The sequence below is a fragment of the Paramixta manurensis genome, from assembly GCF_013285385.1.
GTDB classification, from domain to species: Bacteria; Pseudomonadota; Gammaproteobacteria; order Enterobacterales; family Enterobacteriaceae; genus Paramixta; species Paramixta manurensis.
In genome coordinates, this window is record NZ_CP054212.1 from 2,786,960 (window position 1) to 2,805,973 (window position 19,014).

15 protein-coding genes are annotated in these 19,014 nt (G+C 53.8%); 3 read left to right on the forward strand and 12 right to left on the reverse strand.

Features of this window, described 5'->3' with window-relative positions; translation table 11 throughout:
* Window positions 1–8 precede the first annotated feature (8 nt).
* The 6 genes from PMPD1_RS13575 to PMPD1_RS13600 are packed head-to-tail and all read right to left on the reverse strand — an operon-like array spanning window position 9 to window position 7,788.
* On the reverse strand, window positions 9–1,193 hold the full coding sequence (locus tag PMPD1_RS13575; RefSeq protein WP_173634545.1) for a type III PLP-dependent enzyme: 1,185 nt from the start codon (window positions 1,191–1,193) through the stop codon (window positions 9–11).
* Window positions 1,190–2,962: an IucA/IucC family protein gene (locus PMPD1_RS13580; protein ID WP_173634546.1), complete on the reverse strand. Its 1,773-nt coding sequence runs from the start codon at window positions 2,960–2,962 to the stop codon at window positions 1,190–1,192. The genes PMPD1_RS13575 and PMPD1_RS13580 overlap by 4 nt, the downstream gene beginning before the upstream one ends.
* The gene (locus PMPD1_RS13585; RefSeq protein ID WP_173634547.1) at window positions 2,937–4,094 is read right to left on the reverse strand and encodes an MFS transporter; all 1,158 of its coding nucleotides are present in this window, start codon (window positions 4,092–4,094) and stop codon (window positions 2,937–2,939) included. Before PMPD1_RS13585 ends, PMPD1_RS13580 begins: the two co-directional genes overlap by 26 nt.
* A complete protein-coding gene (locus PMPD1_RS13590; RefSeq protein ID WP_173634548.1) occupies window positions 4,094–5,806 on the reverse strand; it encodes an IucA/IucC family protein in 1,713 nt (570 codons plus the stop codon). The genes PMPD1_RS13585 and PMPD1_RS13590 overlap by 1 nt, the downstream gene beginning before the upstream one ends.
* Window positions 5,806–6,972: an ATP-grasp domain-containing protein gene (locus PMPD1_RS13595; protein ID WP_173634549.1), complete on the reverse strand. Its 1,167-nt coding sequence runs from the start codon at window positions 6,970–6,972 to the stop codon at window positions 5,806–5,808. Before PMPD1_RS13595 ends, PMPD1_RS13590 begins: the two co-directional genes overlap by 1 nt.
* Window positions 6,973–7,011: 39 nt before the next feature.
* On the reverse strand, window positions 7,012–7,788 hold the full coding sequence (locus PMPD1_RS13600; RefSeq protein ID WP_173634550.1) for an HpcH/HpaI aldolase family protein: 777 nt from the start codon (window positions 7,786–7,788) through the stop codon (window positions 7,012–7,014).
* A 283-nt stretch (window positions 7,789–8,071) separates the two neighbouring features.
* Here PMPD1_RS13600 and PMPD1_RS13605 point away from each other — a divergent pair, with 283 nt between their 5' ends.
* Window positions 8,072–9,187, forward strand: coding sequence for an ABC transporter substrate-binding protein (locus tag PMPD1_RS13605; protein ID WP_173634551.1), 1,116 nt, complete (start codon window positions 8,072–8,074; stop codon window positions 9,185–9,187).
* 43 nt (window positions 9,188–9,230) lie between these two features.
* Here the strand turns inward: PMPD1_RS13605 and PMPD1_RS13610 are convergent, their stop codons facing one another.
* The gene (locus tag PMPD1_RS13610; protein ID WP_173634552.1) at window positions 9,231–11,297 is read right to left on the reverse strand and encodes a TonB-dependent receptor family protein; all 2,067 of its coding nucleotides are present in this window, start codon (window positions 11,295–11,297) and stop codon (window positions 9,231–9,233) included.
* A 357-nt stretch (window positions 11,298–11,654) separates the two neighbouring features.
* Window positions 11,655–12,101, reverse strand: coding sequence for a MarR family winged helix-turn-helix transcriptional regulator (locus PMPD1_RS13615; RefSeq protein WP_173634553.1), 447 nt, complete (start codon window positions 12,099–12,101; stop codon window positions 11,655–11,657).
* A 166-nt stretch (window positions 12,102–12,267) separates the two neighbouring features.
* On the opposite strand from PMPD1_RS13615, the gene PMPD1_RS13620 reads away from it, so the two are divergent.
* On the forward strand, window positions 12,268–13,026 hold the full coding sequence (locus PMPD1_RS13620) for an alpha/beta hydrolase (RefSeq protein WP_173634554.1): 759 nt from the start codon (window positions 12,268–12,270) through the stop codon (window positions 13,024–13,026).
* A 542-nt stretch (window positions 13,027–13,568) separates the two neighbouring features.
* Here PMPD1_RS13620 and PMPD1_RS13625 read toward each other — a convergent pair.
* Window positions 13,569–14,159 carry an FMN-dependent NADH-azoreductase gene (locus PMPD1_RS13625; protein WP_173634555.1) on the reverse strand — a complete coding sequence of 197 codons (591 nt, stop codon included), beginning with the start codon at window positions 14,157–14,159 and terminating at the stop codon, window positions 13,569–13,571.
* Between the two features lie 12 nt (window positions 14,160–14,171).
* A complete protein-coding gene (locus PMPD1_RS13630; RefSeq protein WP_173634556.1) occupies window positions 14,172–14,597 on the reverse strand; it encodes a GNAT family N-acetyltransferase in 426 nt (141 codons plus the stop codon).
* 304 nt (window positions 14,598–14,901) lie between these two features.
* Here PMPD1_RS13630 and PMPD1_RS13635 point away from each other — a divergent pair, with 304 nt between their 5' ends.
* Window positions 14,902–16,224 (forward strand): MFS transporter, encoded by a 1,323-nt coding sequence (locus tag PMPD1_RS13635; protein WP_173634557.1) that lies wholly within the window; start codon window positions 14,902–14,904, stop codon window positions 16,222–16,224.
* 2 nt (window positions 16,225–16,226) lie between these two features.
* Here PMPD1_RS13635 and PMPD1_RS13640 read toward each other — a convergent pair whose 3' ends face one another.
* Together PMPD1_RS13640 and PMPD1_RS13645 are read right to left on the reverse strand one after the other, a co-directional pair.
* Window positions 16,227–17,450: an MFS transporter gene (locus PMPD1_RS13640; protein WP_173634558.1), complete on the reverse strand. Its 1,224-nt coding sequence runs from the start codon at window positions 17,448–17,450 to the stop codon at window positions 16,227–16,229.
* Between the two features lie 45 nt (window positions 17,451–17,495).
* Window positions 17,496–18,905, reverse strand: a complete 1,410-nt coding sequence (locus tag PMPD1_RS13645) for an EmmdR/YeeO family multidrug/toxin efflux MATE transporter (protein ID WP_435529738.1) — start codon at window positions 18,903–18,905, stop codon at window positions 17,496–17,498.
* Window positions 18,906–19,014: the final 109 nt, after the last annotated feature.

Below are 19,014 nucleotides of genomic sequence, written 5' to 3' on the forward strand. Positions count from 1 at the left end.
AATGCTTTTTACGCTTCACCCAGCCAAAACACTTCCGGCGGGCTGTGCATCAGAAAGTTTTGATGTGAAATATTCCAGGCATAAGCGCCCGCCAGGCTGAACACCAACCAATCGCCCGGCGCGAGCGCGGCAATCGGTTGCTGACGGGCCAATACATCCTTTGGCGTGCAAAGCTGCCCCACCAACGTGACTAACTCCCCTTCAATCCACGGCTGCTGTTGCTCGCGACGTAATACACTAAATGGATGATTATGGTTTTGCGCCGCAGGCGTACGAAAATGGTGCGTTCCGCCACGACCAATGGCAAACCACTCGCCGAGGTTCTTCTTCACATCCAACACTTCCATGACGTAATAACCACAACCGGCGGCGATATAACGGCCACACTCAAAACGTAACGTCCAGCCCCGCGCCTGGCTACGTTGCGTAATATCAGGCAGGCGTTGACAAAAGGATGACCAATCGAAATGCTGTTCCGGTTCAAGGTAGTTAATCCCAATGCCGCCGCCCACATTGATAAGATCAATCTCCAGCGCCCAATCACTACACCACTGACTCACCTTCTCAAGGTAAACCCGCATTAGCGCCAAATGATTCTCCACCGCTAACTGATGCGACATAAGATGAAAATGGAAGCCGCGCAGCTTCAATAACGGTGAAGCGGCAATCTCACGCAGCGCCTCTGGTAACTCCTGCTCATCCAGACCAAATGGCGTAGGCTTGCCTCCCATCATCAATCGCGTACCGCCAATTCCCTCCAGCGCAATATTCATGCGCAGTAGCACCGCCACCGTCTGATTATTGGTTAACGCAATGGCTTGCAGACGGCGTAACTCGGTCAGGCTTTCGACGTGAATAGCATCGACGCCATGCCGGACTGCCTCATCCAGTTCACTTTCCAGTTTCCCTGGCCCGCCGAAGATTAACCGCTTACCCGGTACCTGTTCGCGCAGCCAGTTAAGCTCACCGCCGGAGGCGGCTTCGTAGCCATCAACATAGTCACACAGGGTTTGCAACACCGGGCCTTCCGGGTTGGCTTTCGCCGCATAGAACAGCTCACACCCATCAGGAAGTGCCGCCCGCATTGCCTCAATGTGTTCACGCAAGGCCTGGAGATCGTAGAGATAGGCGCAAAAAGGCGACTGGCGCGCCTGTTGCAACTGCTGAAGCGTCTGCTTCACTAACGGCGTCATGACTGGCTCCTCATTGGGTGTTCCATCAAGGTATAGTCCGCATGTTTATCGGCTTTCTGTAATAGTCGCGTCTTCAGATTATTTTTCGACGGGATCGCGCCGCCTGCCAACAACGTGGCAATTTCCGGCTCCGCCTGCCAGGGCGCCAATTGTTGGGCCAGACAATCCCACAGGCGTTGCTCGAGTTGACGATTGCCATCCGCCAGGCGGAACAGCACTTCGGAGAGATGATTGATCAATAAGCAGTAAGCAACACGACGCCATCCCTGCTCGCGGCTATACCACACTGACTGACGCGCCCGCGACGACATTCCCGCTAATGCGCGGGCTGACCAGCGCTCGGTGGTGAGTTTAGTTCCTTCAAGATCGCGAACCCAGATTTGGGCCGGTAAATGGTCCTTGATACTTAACAACACATTTTGCAGATGTGGCTCAAATACCACGCCTTCACGGAAGAAAGCATCCAGTACGCCAGGCAACAACACCGCCAGATAGTGACGCAGCCACAACTGGCTGGCCTGTTGATGTGAGATCCCTTGTGCCGCGCTCAGTTGCTGCAAACACCTTTGCACCGGGCTGTGGCCGGTGCGATCTACGGCAAACAGCGCCGCCGCCAGCCACGGCGCTTGCGGCCCATGCTGCTCAACGGCGAGGTTTTCACGGTAGAGAATGCCAAAGCACTCTTGCAAATGGCGTACCTCATCGGCCTGCTGTGGCTCTGCTATGGCGCTGAAATCCAGGCTGCTGGCGGCCGGTTCGCGCATAATATGGAAGCCGGGCGCAGCGGCCTCAAGGCGAGTAAAGGTGGTTTCCAAAAGCGCGCTGAGTACCACGGCGCTCTCCAACTCGTACCACGCATTTTTACGTACACAGTTAGTCAACCGCACATGAATTGAAAGTTTCAGATAGTAAGGTAAATCCTCGCGATACAAAGTACGTACCGATGAGGTAGCGGCAAATGTCGGCCCACGTAAACCCAGCGGGGTGATAAGCCCGGCGCTGAATGCGCGCGCATACAGTGGCGAACGCGTAATGTGTTGCACTTCCCACGGATGGCAAGGATAACAGTGCTCGTCGACCAGCGTATTCAGCATCGATGTGACCGGCGCCGCGCCGCGCACCTGCAGTAGTGAAGGATCAATACGAAACCAGAACAGCGGGAAACGCGCTGAGACCTCGGGTGAACAAGCCAGCAGTTCTGATGGCGTCACGCCTTGACGACTTTTTGGGCTCGGATGCAGCGGATGTCCCCACAACAAGCTCTCTTCGCTAGCGATGTAATGATGCTCACCCTGATGCGGCGGCGCTTTGGTCAGAAAAGAGGTCGTCACCTGAATGCTGTTTTCAATTTGCTCCATCAACTCCAGATCGGGTAATTGACCGGTTTGTTTGACCATATCATTGACCAGCAACGCAATGGCTTCACGGCAACGCACCGCACGCCACGGACGACCAAACTGTTTCACAAACGGCGTCCCGCTAAAATCGCCACGCTCTAACAGACTCCAGCGCGTAGCCCGGATGGCAAATAACACGCCTTCTGAGCCCGCTAACTCCAGCAAAACAACCTCACCCGCAACCATGCGGCTGGCCAGCGACAATGGAATATTTCCCTGGCGCGCAATGCTCACCCGTCCCGCCGGACGCGCAAACTCGCGAATGTAACAGTTGAGGAGTGCCGTCAGGCTGGCGAACTCCGCCTGTTCGGTCTCGGGAGCGACCTTGTTGGTCAGCAAAGGATTATCACGAACGGCGAGAGATACTGACATAGGTTGAGCCTCGTACTGTTGAAGTAATAAAGATGAAAACGGCGCCTATCGCCGCCACCGCCGACGCCAAATAAGGCGCTTGCAGCGAGAAATGCGCAGCCAGCCAACCGGCGCAAACGCCAGCTGCCACCCCAGCCCATTTACCGGCGGCGTCCATTTGACCAAACTGCTTACCGGCGTTGTCCCGGCTCAGGCTTTCACTCAGCATTTGATTTGCGCCGCTGTACGCCAGCAGAATGCCGACACCCAGCAACGTGCGTGCCGCCAGCAACGACGCAGGGCTGTCAAGTACGGTATGCCAGAGTGCGGCAACGGCAATAAGCAGCGTGCCCGGAACAAAGAACCAGCCCGCGCCTTTCAGTCGATGCCAAACCGGCAATAGCAGGAGGTAGATCAGATGCGGCCAGCTATACAGCACGCCGATAACCACCTCCTGATGTAGCCAATGACCGGCATAGGGCAGGAAGTAAGGAAAGGTCACCACCATGGCAAAGTTAAACAGCCACTGCATCGCCCACAGGGAGTAAAGCGTGGTTTTGCCGCTCGTAGATGCTCGCTTCCGCGTATTCACCGCGGGTATCGTATCCGCCGGTAGCAATAAGCTGAGCACCAAACCAATCAGGGGTAACAACGCCAAACCGAGCCACAAACGCTGCCCGACCTGCGAAAAGACCATCAGAATGATACCGATCAGCGGCGGCGCGCTGACTAATGCCAGCCGGGCGGAAAACTGCGTCCAATTCAACGCCTTCGCCAGCGCCTCCCCACGCATATGCAGTGAAAGATAGCCGTTGGCCGCCGCCAGCGTACCGCCTGCTACGCCCTGTAATGCCAGCGCGATAATCAACATCGGCAACGAGGACGACAATCCGGCCAGAATAAACGCCAGGGTTAGTCCCACCAACGCCCGCTGTAACGAGAGACGGCGGCCATAGCGATCGGCAAAGCGCCCCCACCAGGCAGCGGAGAGCGCCGTCATCACGGCGGGAAGGCTGAACAATACGCCCGCCCACAGACTGTTTTCCGCAATGCCAAACGAGGTTAGCAAGCGTGGCAGATAGAGCGGAACACCCAGAACGGTAAACGCGGCCAGAAAATGGCAGGCTAATACCACCATCAGGGTGGTACGCATTATTCCGCGCCCCGCAGAAGGAAGTTTGGCCCAGTCTGACCATAGAACTTGTTAATATCCGCCGCGCCCGACGCTTGCTTACTCAATAGACTGCCGCTGAGTAACAGATATTTGACCGGTTGGGTTGGCGAGGCGAACAGTTGCTGGCGGGCAAATGCGGTATCCACACCGTCGGCATCCAGACGCGAGAGCGTGTTCTCAAGCGCCGCGCATAATGTTTGGTATCCGGCATGACGATCAATCACCTGCGCCGCCGCCAGATTTTCCAGCACCGCAGCCAGACAGAGCTGTAAGGTAATGGTGATGAACATTTGTGATAGCGCCAGATCATCCGATACGCAGATACGTGGGTCGCGCAATGCGGCGATCCGCTCAGCCAAGTGAGGGCAAGCCGCCTTGAAGCGCTCAGGCAAGATCCGTGCCGCATCGTTATCCTTCATCACCAGCGTTAATGCCTGGTCTGGCGCCATACTCAACACTGCGTTCTGCTGGTTAGACTCCAGCGCAATGCCATACCGGAGCCACAGTGTCAGATGCACATCGGCCATCAGTTGGCAGTACTCGCGCCACCACTGCTCCGGCGTTGGCATACCTGTCTGGTCGAGTTGCCAACTGAGATACAAACGCCCATCCGGCATCCGGCTACCTAGCGCAGCCACCGGTAGCAGCGTTTCCCCGACGCGCGGCTGTGGATAACGACGTACCAGAAATGCCAGTTGCTTATCTTCTTCGACATGGCCGCAGAAGCGTTCGTCAACATGACGGTATTGCCCACGCAGCAAGGTATCGTTATCGCTCAATGCACAGAGCACCTCGGCAAACCATTGTCCGTCGTACAGAGTTGAGGGTTTGATCAGACGAATATTTTTCTGACCGAGGGTGCGCATAGTCAGCGGCACTTTGATGTGGAAGTCTGGATAATCAGCCAGTTGAACAGTGCGCACTGACAGAGTGGGATAAACCTCCAGCCAGCCTTCCGGCGCAATAACCGCGCCATCCGGAAGAGAAGTGAGATGCGGTAGCGTCAGCGGGTGGACCGGCATCAAATCGTAATCGGCATAGCGTGGGTTAGCTAATCCCACCTGCTGTGGTTGCGGCCACCAGCCCGGTCTGGCTGGTGCGACGGTTAGCGTCAATTGATGACGCGGCAAAGCCAGCCAGCGCAGGCGGAATGGCTGGCAAAATTCGGGCGCGTAGTGGCGTAAATCCGCCTCGCTAAAGCCAAATTTGGCGCGGGCGGTCGGATAATAAGGATGATCCAAATAGCTTGCCATTTGATCCGCATGGCGTAGACGCTCTCCCCAATTTAACGCGGCAATCGGCTGAGCGAGGTGCGCGGCTTGTTGCGCAAAAGCGGCGGCACATAACTCGCCCTGAACCACCGCAGCATCCGCTTCCTCTTTATAGGTCGCAAACAGTTGGCGCGTTTCATCATGCTGGTCTGGCATCAACGCCGCCAGCCAGTTGGCATAACCGCTGGTAACCACCCAGTCGCCATTAATCTGCGTTTGCCAATGTGGGTGTGCGGCAACCCAGGGTTGCATATAATCGCTGACGAGTACCGCAAGGCGCAGTGTCTGCTGAGATCCGTGATAAACCAGCCAGTGCTGGCCGGCTTCTGCCGTGAAAGTCCCTTTGCTGATTAAACCGCCCACATCCTCACGAAGGCAGGCATTGATAATACGCAGGCTAATATAGTCATGCTGATTCATTAGACGATCTCCCAGTGCAAGACGTTGAGCGTACGCGTCGTTAGGTGCGCCAGGCGTTGCGCGTCGCTGGCCTCAAGATAAAGTACGCCGAGGTAATCTTTATTGGAGTGAGTGAGCGTGATCGCCTCGCCTGCTGTTTTGAGCGCGCGGTAAGATAAGCCGGGTAACTCTGGCGGCTGAGGCGCCAGCGTAAGTTGCCCTTCCTGTTCCGCGACCAGATAGTGAATCAGCGCCTCACCGGTCGCAGGCTTAATCGGTGGTAAGGGTTCACCGAGATGGAGCCGCAGAATTGGCGTGAACCACCCTTCCGGCAACAGGCGATCGAGTAAAAACTCGCGCCCATCGCCAATGCTGCGATAGTTAATTTCAACCAGTACTGGCCCATCGGCAGTGACAATAAACTCGCTATGGCAAACGCCCAAACCGACGCCAAACTCGCGCAATTGTTGTAGTGCTTGCTGCTGCCAACGTCGACTGTGCTCCCCGGCCCAACGGGCAGAGGTCTCGACAAAATGCGGCGGCGCTGAGAGCGCAACATCAAACCCGCCAAGCGCTACCAGTTCGTGCCCATCGCCAAAGGTTTCCAGCGTAAATAATGGCCCGGCCATAAACGCCTCGGCCAGCAGCGTCTGGCGAACCGGCAGCGTATCCAGATAGTGTTGACAACTGGCGTAATCTTCCGCCAGGCGGACATCCATTGAGGCCACGCCCTGCGCTGGCTTAATCACCACCGGCCAGGGCCACTCTGGCGAAGGCGATGTTTGTGGCAACACTTGCGTTGACCACACGGATGGCAGACCGAGCGCGGTTAACCGCTGACGCATGCGCCATTTCTCTTTCGCGGCGTAACAAATCTGCCACGGCTTGGCGGGCAGCCCTAACGCACTGGCGGCAATGGCGGTCGCGGTTTGCAAATGATCGCTGTTAGAAAACAGTGCCGCCGGTGTGATCCCCCACTCGGTTAGCGTGTCGAGGATCGACAGTGGATTGAACACCTCACATTCAATAACGCGAACGCTGCCATCCAACAGCGCGTTGTGCGCCATCGCGTGGTCGGTCAGCAGCACAACCGGATAACCCAACCGCTGTGCCGCAGGAATAAAGCCTTCGGTTACCGCTGCGTTGACGACGTGACTGACGATCACATAAGGTTTGTGGTTAAGCATTTGAATACCCATATGGTTTTTCAGTGGGAATGGTATAAATCAGAGAGGAGGCTCGGGCTGTAGCACGCTGAGCCGTTGTTTCAACGCCTGGAACAGGAAACCGCGATCTTCACCGCACAGCCAGCAGTCAATGCCCTGACGCTGCCAGTACTGTTGTTGCTCCGGGGTGCGCGGGTTGGCGCAAAAAGGTTTACCGGCCCGTGCGCAACATTCGGCCAGGTGACGGATCTGTGCTTCAACATTCGGGTGTGATGGCTGCGGGCCAAGCCGCATGTTTAATGCCAGATCCAGCGCGCCCTCCATCACCATCGTCACTTGGTCAACACGTAAAATGTCATCAATCGCCTCAATGCCTTGCAAAGACTCGATCATCGGCACCAGCCAGAGCTTCTCGTTGGCCTGCCGGATATACTCTGCCAGCGGCAAGGTGCCAAAACCGGTGACGCTGCCGCCGGTAATACCACGTGAACCTTGCGGTGGAAAAAACATCGCCTCGCGCAGGGCAATCACCTCGGCGGCACTCTCGGTGCGCGACAACACAATGCCATGCGCGCCCATATCCAGAATGCGCCCGGCACGCGGAATATCGGCTTGGGTGAGTCTGACTAATGGAATACAACCATTGAGCTGCGCCAGTTGAATACATTGGCTCAGTAAGGTCTCATTATTGGGAACATGTTCAAGATCCAGCAGAATAAAGTCGTAACCTGCAACGGCGATCATTTCAACCAGGGTAGGATGGGGAACCGAATTAAGGATGCCGAAAATACCACGGCGTGACTGGCGACGTTCATCCGGTAACGTGAGCGAGATCATGTTAGACACCATTCTTAATAATAATTATCATTTACATTATCATTAAGATTACGATTAAGTTTATCAAATAGTTTAACAATGATTGTTAAATAAATTCAATGAGTGCGGGTGTGCTCTTTGCGGAAGGTGCCAACGTAATGTGATAGCGTTTGAGGGTATACCGTTGATATGATAGGTGATTACATAAAAAAGATTCAGAACGCCTGTTTTTTCCACAGGTGAGTAATAAAAGCACACTTAAAACTAATTTGACAAGTACGTGACACCGACAGGGTAACCAGACATGAAATATACGTGGTTTATGGTTTTTGCCGCATTACTATCGCCACTCAGCGGGCTTGCTACACCGGTTGAGGTAACCGATTTAGCCGGACGTCACGTCACGGTAAATGCGCCCGCCTCACGCGTTATTTTAGCCGATAGCCGCATGCTATTGCCGATGAGTCTGTTACACCCCGGCGACCCGCTCAAAGGCATTATCGCGTGGGATGATTCGCTACAAACCCGTGCGCCGGATATGGGGCGCTATTTTGCCAAACAATTTCCGCAATTAAATACCATTCCGCTGTTTATCAACCCTTATCGCAGCACATTCAGCGTTGAAAAAGCCAGCGTGCTCAAGCCAGATCTGGTGGTTTTTGATATTGGCATTCTCGCAAAGTTGCGCAGTGAAGGAACGCTGGCGCTGCTGGAAAAGAGCGGTATTCCGGTCATTTTTATCGATTTCCGCCAACAGCCACTGACCCATACTCCGTTAAGCATACGGTTACTTGGGGAAGTGACCGGCGAACAGCAGAATGCCGAACGCTTTATCCACCGCTGGAACGCTCTGCGGCAACGCATTGCCAGCCGCGTAGCCGCTATCCCTAAAGCGCAGTGGCCGGGCGTGGTCTTTGAAAACCATGCCGGGATGACGGGTAACCAGTGTTGCGCGGTATTTGGTCGTGACAGCTTCGGTCAGTTTATTCCTGCCGCTGGCGGGCGTAACCTGATGGAGGACAAAGTGCCAGCGCAAGGGGCGGATATTAGCGCCGAGTTGTTGATTGTGGCGCGCCCGGATGTCTACCTGATGAGCGGTGCCGACTGGAGCCAACGCGGCGGCCCTTCGCAGGCCGTGCCGCTCGGTTATGAAGCAACACGCGCCACTACCCTTCCCCGCCTGCAGGCGTTGTTACAACGCGAAGGGGTAAGCGTACTGGATGTCACCCATACCCACCGGGTAATGGCGGTCTATCACCAATTCTACGATAGTCCGTTTAATGTGGTGGCGCTGGAAGCAATGGCGAAACTGTTCCATCCACAGTCATTTGCCGATGTCGATCCACAGGCCGACCTTGAAGCCCTTTATCGCGATTATGTCGGTATCCCTTATGGTGGTCTGTTCTTTATCCAACCCTAAACAAAAAGCCAGTTCGCGATGAACTGGCTTTTTACTTGCCCTATCAGAACTTCAGGCTGACACCGGCGGTCACCGAACGCCCTGGCGCCGGTTGACGCCCCCACGGGCTGGTATCAATACCGCGGAACCAGTAGTCACGGTTAAACAGGTTGTTAATGCCGAGATAACCATTCAAGACCGTGCTGCCGGATTTGTACAGATCGCGGCTGACTTGCGCGTTCCATACCCAGTACGCTGGCATCGGCCCAACCGCTCCGGTGCTATCTTCATGTTCGGTGTTGGCCGCATCAGACCAGGATTTACTGAAGTAATAACCCGATAATGCAAAGGTGGTGCCGCGCCAGTCGTAGCTGCCATCCATAGTAATCTGGTTACGCGAAGCGTAAGGCACATTTTTACCGGCGTTCGGACCATTGCGTTGTTCCGCTTGCAAATACGCGTAACCGGCGTGCAGTTTCAGCCCTTCAACCGCTTCCGGGCTCCAGAAGCCTTCCAGTTCGACACCCTGATGGCGCGTGCGGCCAATATTGAGGTAGCTATCGGTGACGCTGTCATAGGAGATTTGGTCTTTATAATCGATACGATAAAGGCCGGCATGCAAGCTAACATTTTTGGTCGGTGTATAACGCACGCCGCTCTCGTAGTTCCACGCCAGCTCGGAGCTAACGTCGCCGCCCTTCACAATCTGTGTCACCTGCGCCGGACGCAGACTTTTTTGCATATCGGCGTACAGGAACCATTCTGGCGTAAGCTGATAACCTACCGTCAGGCCCGGCAGCCACTGGTCGTCTGGCGCAGAGGTGCTCTGCCCGGTTTTTCTGTCAGTGTAGTCTTCGCCAACATGTTCAAAACGCATACCCGGCGTGATGGTCAGCGTATCATCAAGCAGTTTCACGGCGTTACTGACGTAACCCGCCCACGCTTTATCATCAAAACGCCAATCACGCGTCACCGCCGTCGCGCTGGTCGCCAGCGTTTGCTGACGGACCTGGTAATCGATTTTTTCACTCACAAAGCGGCCACCGATGATCCACTGTTGGTTCACCTTATCGCCGTTAATATCCATACTCAGACGTGGCTCTGTGCCCCACACTTTAAAATTACGCGGTGAGTTTTGCACAATATCGGCCGGAAGCGCCGGATTCCAGGTTTGGCCCGGAACACTGCTCATTCCAACATGGAAATCGCGATCGGACTGGTGACCGAAGAACATCCAGTTGAACTCTGCCGAGTCAATAAAGCCGAGCGAACCCAACTGCTGGTTATAGACCGCGCTATAGCGTTTAGTATGGCCGTCATAATCATCGAATGGGCGGGTACTTTGACGGCGATCGTGGCGATAATCCGCCGCCGATAACGCGCCAGCCAGATCAGCATGCGCATCATAATATTGGTAAGAGAGATTTAATGTGGTGTCTTCGTTGATGTTCCACAGGCCACGAATGCGGAAGTTTTGCACTTTGCTGGCGCTGTTTTCACGGAATGAGTTTCCTTTAACCTGGTTGGCTTCCACCTGCAAACCAAAATCGTCATTCAGCATGCCGCCGGTGCGTAAATAGGTATCCCACAGATTGCGTCCCTTGCCATAAAAGGTCGCGCGTTCGGAAATTTCACTTTCCCATTTTAATGGGATCGGTTTACTAATTAGATTGATCACACCGCCGACGTTATTCGGGCCATATTGCACCGCCGCGCCGCCACGAACCACATCAATACGGTCGATAGTGGCGAAGGTAACCGGAAACAGCGACATCCCTTCCTGACCATACGGCGCCAATACTAATGGAATGCCATCTTCGAGGATTTGCGCACGCCCACTACGGCTGTCATACAAACCACGCACGGCGATCTGCGGCAGCACGCCGGTACCGGTTTCATCCTGAATTTTGACGCCGGGGACCCGTTGTAGCGCATCATCAAGAGTGCGGTTGCCCCCTTTTTCCAATTGGTCATTACTAATAACGGTACGGCTCCCGGCCCAGGTTTTAACCTCTTCGGCACGCGAATCACCAAGGATATTTCCCGAAACGACCATGGTTTGGTCTGCTGCATAGGTAAACTTTCCGGCCAGGACCATGGCCAGTGCGGTGGCTATTTTTGTGTGTTTCATCTTCAACCCTGAATGGCAATGTTAGTAATTAGTAATGATTTTGATAAATGTTATCATTATCATATGGCGATTAATATTCACTTACCAGAGGTAAAGCTTTGTCAAGGCTGTTAAATAGCCCAATTGCTGTAGATTGAACGAGTTGAGACCGGAAGTGTAAATAACCGCAGGGCATAGCGGGTGCGGCTTACGGGGCTGTTAGCGCGACGGGCAGTTGCTTAAGAAAGTGGTTATTCAAATAAAGTGAACATCATGTTAAATTTTTTTGTTTGATTGATCGACTAGCTTAAAAAATAAGCAGGATCTGGCAGCGAATATCGCTGCCGAGTTTTACCGGTAGGTTATTACATGCGTGAGTTATTCTTTTTCTTCCGCGCGCTGCACAATATTGTCTCGCAACGCAATAATCTCTTGATTAAGACGTTGTAGTGTCTCCAGCGCCATACCAGAACTGCAAAAGAGAGTTTGCGACAAACACAGCGATTGCTGTTCTAACGCTCTGCCCTTTTCCGCCAAGGTAATCATAACTTTACGCTCATCATCCGGGCGGCGTTCTCGCCGGATGAAGTCCTCATTTTCCAGACGTTTCAGCAACGGCGTCAAGGTACTGGTTTCCAGCGCCAGCATTTCGCCGATTTGGCCGATGGTCTGTTCGCCTTGCTCCCACAAAACATTGAGCACCAGGTATTGCGGGTAAGTCACCCCCATTTCATCCAGCAACGGCTTATACAGACGTTTGATGGCCAGCGAGGCGGAATAGATGGAATAACAGAGTTGCTCACCCAAAGGGAGTCGTTCTGACACGCGGTTATCTCCTGCGCTAATCGAGTTGGTCTGATAGTAACATTTCGTCAGCAAAATATATATCGCGATAATAAATCGCTTGACTCTCTACACAGCCTGGCTATTATCTATCGCAACAATATTTATCGCGATAAATATAATCCCACACACAGAGAGAACGCTATCTATGCTAAACAAAACGCTCGCTACGTTTGCCGTCGGTATCGCCTTATCCTTTGCAGCGCAAAGCAGCGCGCTGGCGCAACCGGTAAAAAATATCGTACTGGTCCATGGCGCTTTTGCCGATGGTTCCGGCTGGGAGCCGGTAACCCGTATCCTCGATAAAGCCGGTTACCATGTTTCCATTGTGCAAGAGCCACAAACCTCGCTTGCCGATGATGTCGCCGCTACGCAGCGCATCTTGAATCAACAACATGGAAAATCACTGTTGGTCGGCCACAGTTATGGCGGCTTTATTATTAGCGAAGCCGGGGCCGATCCCTCGGTAGCCGGTTTGGTGTATGTCGCGGCTTTCCAGCCGGAAAAAGGCGATACGCTGGTTAGCTTGTCGAGTAAAATTCCCCAAGCCAGTAAAGGGATTACCGAAACGCCCGACCATTTTCTCTATTTGAAGCCGGAGGTATTCCACGCGGATTTCGCGGCAGATTTACCGAAAAAACAGGCTGATTTTATGGCACGCGCTCAAGTAATGCCGGCAGCGGCAATTTTCAGCACTCCGCTGAGCGAACCGGCATGGAAAACTAAACCCAGTTGGGCAGTAGTGGCAACGCAAGACCGCGCGATTAACCCGGATCTGGAGCGCTTTATGGCGAAACGCGCCAACAGCACGACGGTTGAAATTAAAGGTAGCCATGCGGTTTACGCTTCACAGCCAGAGAAAGTCGCCGCATTCATTGAGAAGGCCGCGCAAAGCTTGTCTAAATAACCTCATCGACGCAGGGATGGGTCCGTCTCATCCCTTTCATCGCGCTAAAAAGCGTGCCAATATTAAAAATATAAATTCCGCGTTATTGTTACTTAACCCTATAACGTCGAAGAAAATAACGCTTACTGTTTTTTATTAATATAGCGACTAGATTTCCATAAAAGACGTAATGGCGTGACGGAATACATTACCGTCATGCTAACCACCATGACCAGAAAAGGCCCGAGCCATCCATTCCCTGCACTAAATCTAACAAAACCCAAAATAAAGAAAGGTAACAACGTTATTAAAACTATTATGATGCCTAAAAAACCTCTACTTAATTTTTTAAGCAATGTTCCGTAGGTTTCACCCGCGTTCTCGGCGCGAGAAAGCGCCTCATCCAGTCTGGCAAGATCATTTGTCGTAAAACCATGATCAAGCAACTCTTACCGGGTAATGACTTTATCCATTATTCACATTCTATTCCCTATAGATTGAAGTTAAGTTAACAGATAATTCAAGCCGGGCAATAGTGGAACCACTACTGAATACATAGACGGTTAAGTTATTAAAAGCTGGCTTAAGCGCTCTGCAGCAGCGCTTAGCGCTTCCGGCTGCGGTGCCAGCCCTTCAAGATAAATAAACTCGACGGATTTTAGTCCAATGCTCTCTAAGGCGTAACGTAAATAAGGCGTCAAAAAATCCTGCTGCCTCGCCCGTTCGCCGGTGATCAACCCCCCAGAGCGCACCACCACCCGTAGCGGTTTATCTTTCAGCAAACCCACTTTGCCTTCCGGCAAATTGTCAAATGTCCTTCCCGCACGCACAATATAATCAATCCATAATTTGAGCGCCGCCGGAACGGTAAAATTATGCATCGGCGTACTCAGCAATACCCAGTCGGCCCGCTCAAGCTCAGCAATCAATCTCTCTGAATGTTCAAAAGCCGGGTCGCTGGCCGGGCACCCATCAGTGATGGCTCTGACATACGCCTGCTCAATCGGCGATAAAATTGCCTGACCAAAGCTATGCCTCACGACTTCAATCTGCGGATAGCGGGCGACCAGGCGGTTAATCGCCTCATTACCCAGTTTCATCCCTAAAGAATTCTCGCCATAGGGGCTAAAATCCAATGCCAATATGCTATTCACCTCGTCTCCCCTTTATAATGACTGACTAAAATGTAAGCCGCGCGACAAAAAACCGTGGCGGAAATAGAATTTTTGCGCACAACAGTTCGCCAACCCGGTATCCAGCACCAGATACGCGCAATGTAGCCGCTTTGCTTCATGCCGCACGGCCTCAATCAGCTTTTGCCCAACGCCCAAATTGCGGGCCGACTCTGCAACCACCAAATCGTCAAGGTAAATAAAACGACCATAGAGGAAGTTTTCCAGCTCGCGATAACCCGCCACGCCAATCACCTGCCCCGCGTGGTGGGCTGCGAAAAGACGGTAACCTTGCGCACTCTGCCGTTCAAGCTGAGCAATAAACGAGGCTTTATCTTGCAGATGCGGTCTTAACGCCTGCATAACGGCAAAACACGCCGCTATCGTCGGCTCATCGGATGCTATCTGTATACTGACCATATGCCTTCTCCGGTTGAAGAGGCGATAGTAAGTCAGTTATGTCATCGTCAACAGGGACAAATTCGGTGAATTTAAATGGTCCATGCGGGCGAATAAACCGGCGCGTGGCTAGTCACCCGCTTGCAAAGAACACAAGCAACGGGCTGCTGTGAATGCTCTTCTGCGCGCAAACTGTGTTCTCCATCACTGAACGCTAATCTTCCCCGCCGCAAATATTGACGCCGCTGTGCCGCTGGCTTAATTTTCAACACTGAATGCATTCGAATGCAAAAATAAAACAGACCAAAAAAGAGGCATTACTGGTATGCAAAAAAACGCTGAAATCGCTGAGATCGATCCCACGGCGCTGTTCCATAAAATCGCCTGGCGGCTAGTACCCTTGTTTGTCTTGTGTTTTGTTGTCGCCTACTTTGACCGGGTTAATATCAGTTTTGCCAAGCTGCAAATGCAATCGCAGTTAGACCTGAGTAACAGTGCCTACGGTTTGGGCGCTGCGCTGTTTTTCGTCGGTTATCTACTGTTTGAAATTCCCAGCAACTTGATCCTGGTCCGCGTGGGTGCCCGGCGCTGGATTGCGCGCATTATGATCAGTTGGGGGCTCGCCTCAATGGCGATGATGCTGGTCCATAACGAAACGCTCTTTTACGCGCTGAGGTTTATACTCGGCGCCTGCGAGGCGGGCTTTGTACCCGGCGTGGTCTACTACTTTACCCAATGGTTTACCGCCGAGCAGCGCGGGCGCGTTAACGCGTTCTTTTTCTCCTCCAGCGCGCTCTCCGGCATTATCGGCGGACCGCTTTCCGGCGGGGTACTGAAATATATGGATGGGTTGGCATCGCTGGCCGGTTGGCAGTGGTTATTCTTAGTCGAAGGTATCCCTTCGCTGATCCTTGGGCTGGTAGTGTGGCGCTTTCTCGACGATAAAGTCGCCGATGCGCGTTGGTTGCGGCCCGCAGAGAAGCAACGCCTAACCGAGATTATTGCCGCGGAGCAACAACACGCCAGCCATCACCTCTTTCGCCATGCGTTAGCATCACCCGCCACTTGGCTGCTATCACTGGCCTACATTGGTATGTGCGCTGGCGTGTATGGGATCTTCTTCTGGATGCCGCAACTGGTTCACTCCGCCGGTACCGTCGATCCGTTTATTATTGGTCTATTGACCATCTTGCCCAACCTCGCCGCCCTGATTGGTTCGGTCTTGATTGGTCGTCATTCCGATAAGCGAAATGAGCGCCGCTGGCACCTGTTCGCTTGCCTGGCTGCGGGTACGCTTGGCTATATTGGCTGCGGCGTGTTCGCCAATGCCACGCTGCCATTAGTCGGGAGTTTAATGATCGCCATGACCGGTCTGGTCAGCGCGTTTGGTCTGTTTTGGACTCTGCCGCCGCGCATCATGAGCGATCAAGCGGCGGCAGGCGGCGTAGCATTAATCAATTCACTTGGGCAGTTGGGCGGCGTGTTTGCGCCCTGGCTGGTGGGTTGGGTACGCGATCAGACCGGCAGCGCGACTGTCGGTTTGTATACCATCGCGGTGATTTGTGCCCTCACCGCGCTGCTACTGACTTGGGGGATTCGTTTCGGCCACGCGCGAAAACTGCCGCTCAGCGAGGCCGAACGCCGCTAAGGTCAAACGTGTGAGAGCGGATGTTTTTTAGTGTCTTTCACCGCGATGGCGTGAATAATTAACCCGCCAATCGCTAACAGCCCGCCGACCCAACCGGTGGACTGCCAACCGTAACCGGCGGAAATGGTCAGTCCGCCTAGCCAGGCTCCCATGGCATTGGCGATGTTAAATGCCGAATGGTTCATCGCCGCCGCCATGGTTTGCGCATCTCCTGCCACATCCATCAGGCGGATTTGCAACACCACCGACAGCGCAACCCCGGTTCCGACCAACATCACATTCAGCGGCCCCAACCACGGGCTGTGTGCCGTATAAACAAATGCCCCCATAATTAGCGCCGACCAAATTAACAGGCCGCGAATGGTTTTTTCCAGCCCGCGATCGGCAAGACGCGCGCCCAGCAGATTGCCGACGATCATCCCAAAACCAAACATTGCCAGCACCACAGGTATCATACCGAGAGGAAGATGCGCCAATTGCAGCATGGTCGGCTTAACGTAGCTAAACACCGAAAACATTCCGCCGCTACCAATCGCGCCGATGGCGAGCGTAAGCAGTACCTGCTTACGCGTCAGCGCCGACAATTCCCGCAGCGGGCTGGCGTGTTTATCGCCCGGTACCCACGGCACCCAGCAGCGCACCATGATTAATGTCAGTACCGCTAACCCACCGACAATGGCAAATGCCGAGCGCCAGCCAAACCACTGACCAATCGCCGTCACCGCCGGTACGCCAATTAAGTTAGCGACGGTCAGCCCCAATAGCACCATTGAGACCGCCTGCGCTCGCCGCTCGCGCTCCACCAGGCTGGCGGCGACCAACGCCGCAACCCCGAAAAAGGTACCATGGGGGAAACCCGCCAGAAAACGCGCCGCCGCCATTGACCACACGCCAGGCGCGATGCTGCTCAGAATGTTGCCGACGGCAAACAGCGCCATTAGCGCCATCAGAAAAGTACGGCGCGGAAGACGTGCGCCAATAATCGCCAGTAACGGCGCGCCGATGACGACGCCCAACGCATAGATACTGATCAGATTGCCCGCGGCGGGGATCGAAATTTTTAATCCGGCCGCCGCATCGGGCAGCAGCCCCATAATAACAAATTCGCCGGTACCAATGGCGAACCCGCCAACCCCGAGGGCAAAAAGCGCCTTACGTACGTCGGCGCGCGGCAACGCGCTATCGGCTAACGTTCCGGCAGTGAGTTCATGTTGTGTTGATGACATAGTATTTATCGCGATGTAAATGCAGAGTGAAATAACGACCCGCGTTTATTGCGGGGGTAAACTTTTATAGTATTTATTTAGCCAGCGTCCGCTGACCAGGCGCCACCAGAAGAAAGCGCCACGTACCATCCAATCAAGAAACATGCCTAACCACACGCCGACCACGCCAAACCCCAGTACGATACCAAGGAAATAACCGGCGACAATCCGCGCGCCCCACATTCCTAACATTGAGACATACATGGTAAAACGAGCATCGCGCGCACCTTTAATTCCGGCAGGCAAGACCCACGATGCCGCCCAAAACGGCATAAATGCCGCATTGAGCCACACCAGGTGTTTTACCACGCTGATGACATCCTCTTCACGGGTATAAAACCGCGCCAGCAGGCCAGCGAAGGGAACCGAAAGCAGCGCCAGCGCGCACAACCCGACGGTTGAAAGCCAAAAAATATGCTTTAGCTGCCGTGTGGCCTGCCCGACCTGATTTTTCCCCAACCGCGTACCGACAATAATGGTCGAGGCCGATCCCAACGCATTGCCCGGCAGGTTAATTAACGAAGCGATAGAAAAAGCGATAAAGTTACCGGCGATTTCACTGGTGCCCATGCCAGCGACAAAGACTTGCGTTAACAATTTACCGCCATTAAACAGCACCGACTCAATGCTGGCGGGTACGCCAATGCCCAGCACTTCCATCAGGATATTGCGGTTCCAGCGCTTAAAATAGCTGCGCAACGGAATGCGTAAAGCCGGATTAAAGCCCACCATTAATACCGCCACCACGCCAATGGCGCCGATATAACGTGAGAGAGTCAATCCCAGCCCTGCGCCGACAAACCCTAAACCATGCCAGGAAAAGCAGCCATAAATTAACACGCTACTAATTACAATGTTAAGAATGTTCATGCCGCCGTTAATCAACATGGGAATTTTGGTATTACCGGCACCGCGCAATGCGCCGCAGCCAATCAGGGCAATTGCCGCCGCCGGATAACTCCAGGCCGAAACTTGTAAATAGCTCAGCGCCAGCGCTTTTACCTGTGGCGCGGCGCTACCGGCAATCGCATCAATAATCACATGGCCGAAAAACTCAATAACCACCACCAGCAACAGTGACAGAATCGTCATCAATCCCAGCGACTGACGTGTGGCGGCGCGGGCGCGTTTGCGGTTACGTTTGCCAAGGCTAAACGCCACCACCACGGTGGTGCCGAGATCAACCGCCGCGAAAAAGGAGATCACCACCATATTGAAGCTGTCAGCCAACCCGACGCCCGCCATTGCCTCTTTTCCTAACCAACTGACCAGGAAGGTGCTCAGCACACCCATTAACAGGACGCAGAGGTTCTCAATAAAAATCGGCACCGCCAGCGGCGTGATCTCGCGCCAAAACAGCACCCGATAAGCGTGACGTTTGGGATACCACGCCGTGCGCATAATTGCGCGGCGCAGCGTAAGGCTGATGTTTTGCAAGATGGGTCCAGCTTAAGAAGTCGCGGAGAAGAGTTATGATGATGGTCAATGGAGGGCTATTATGCAAAGGCTTTCCGGCACTGTTTAA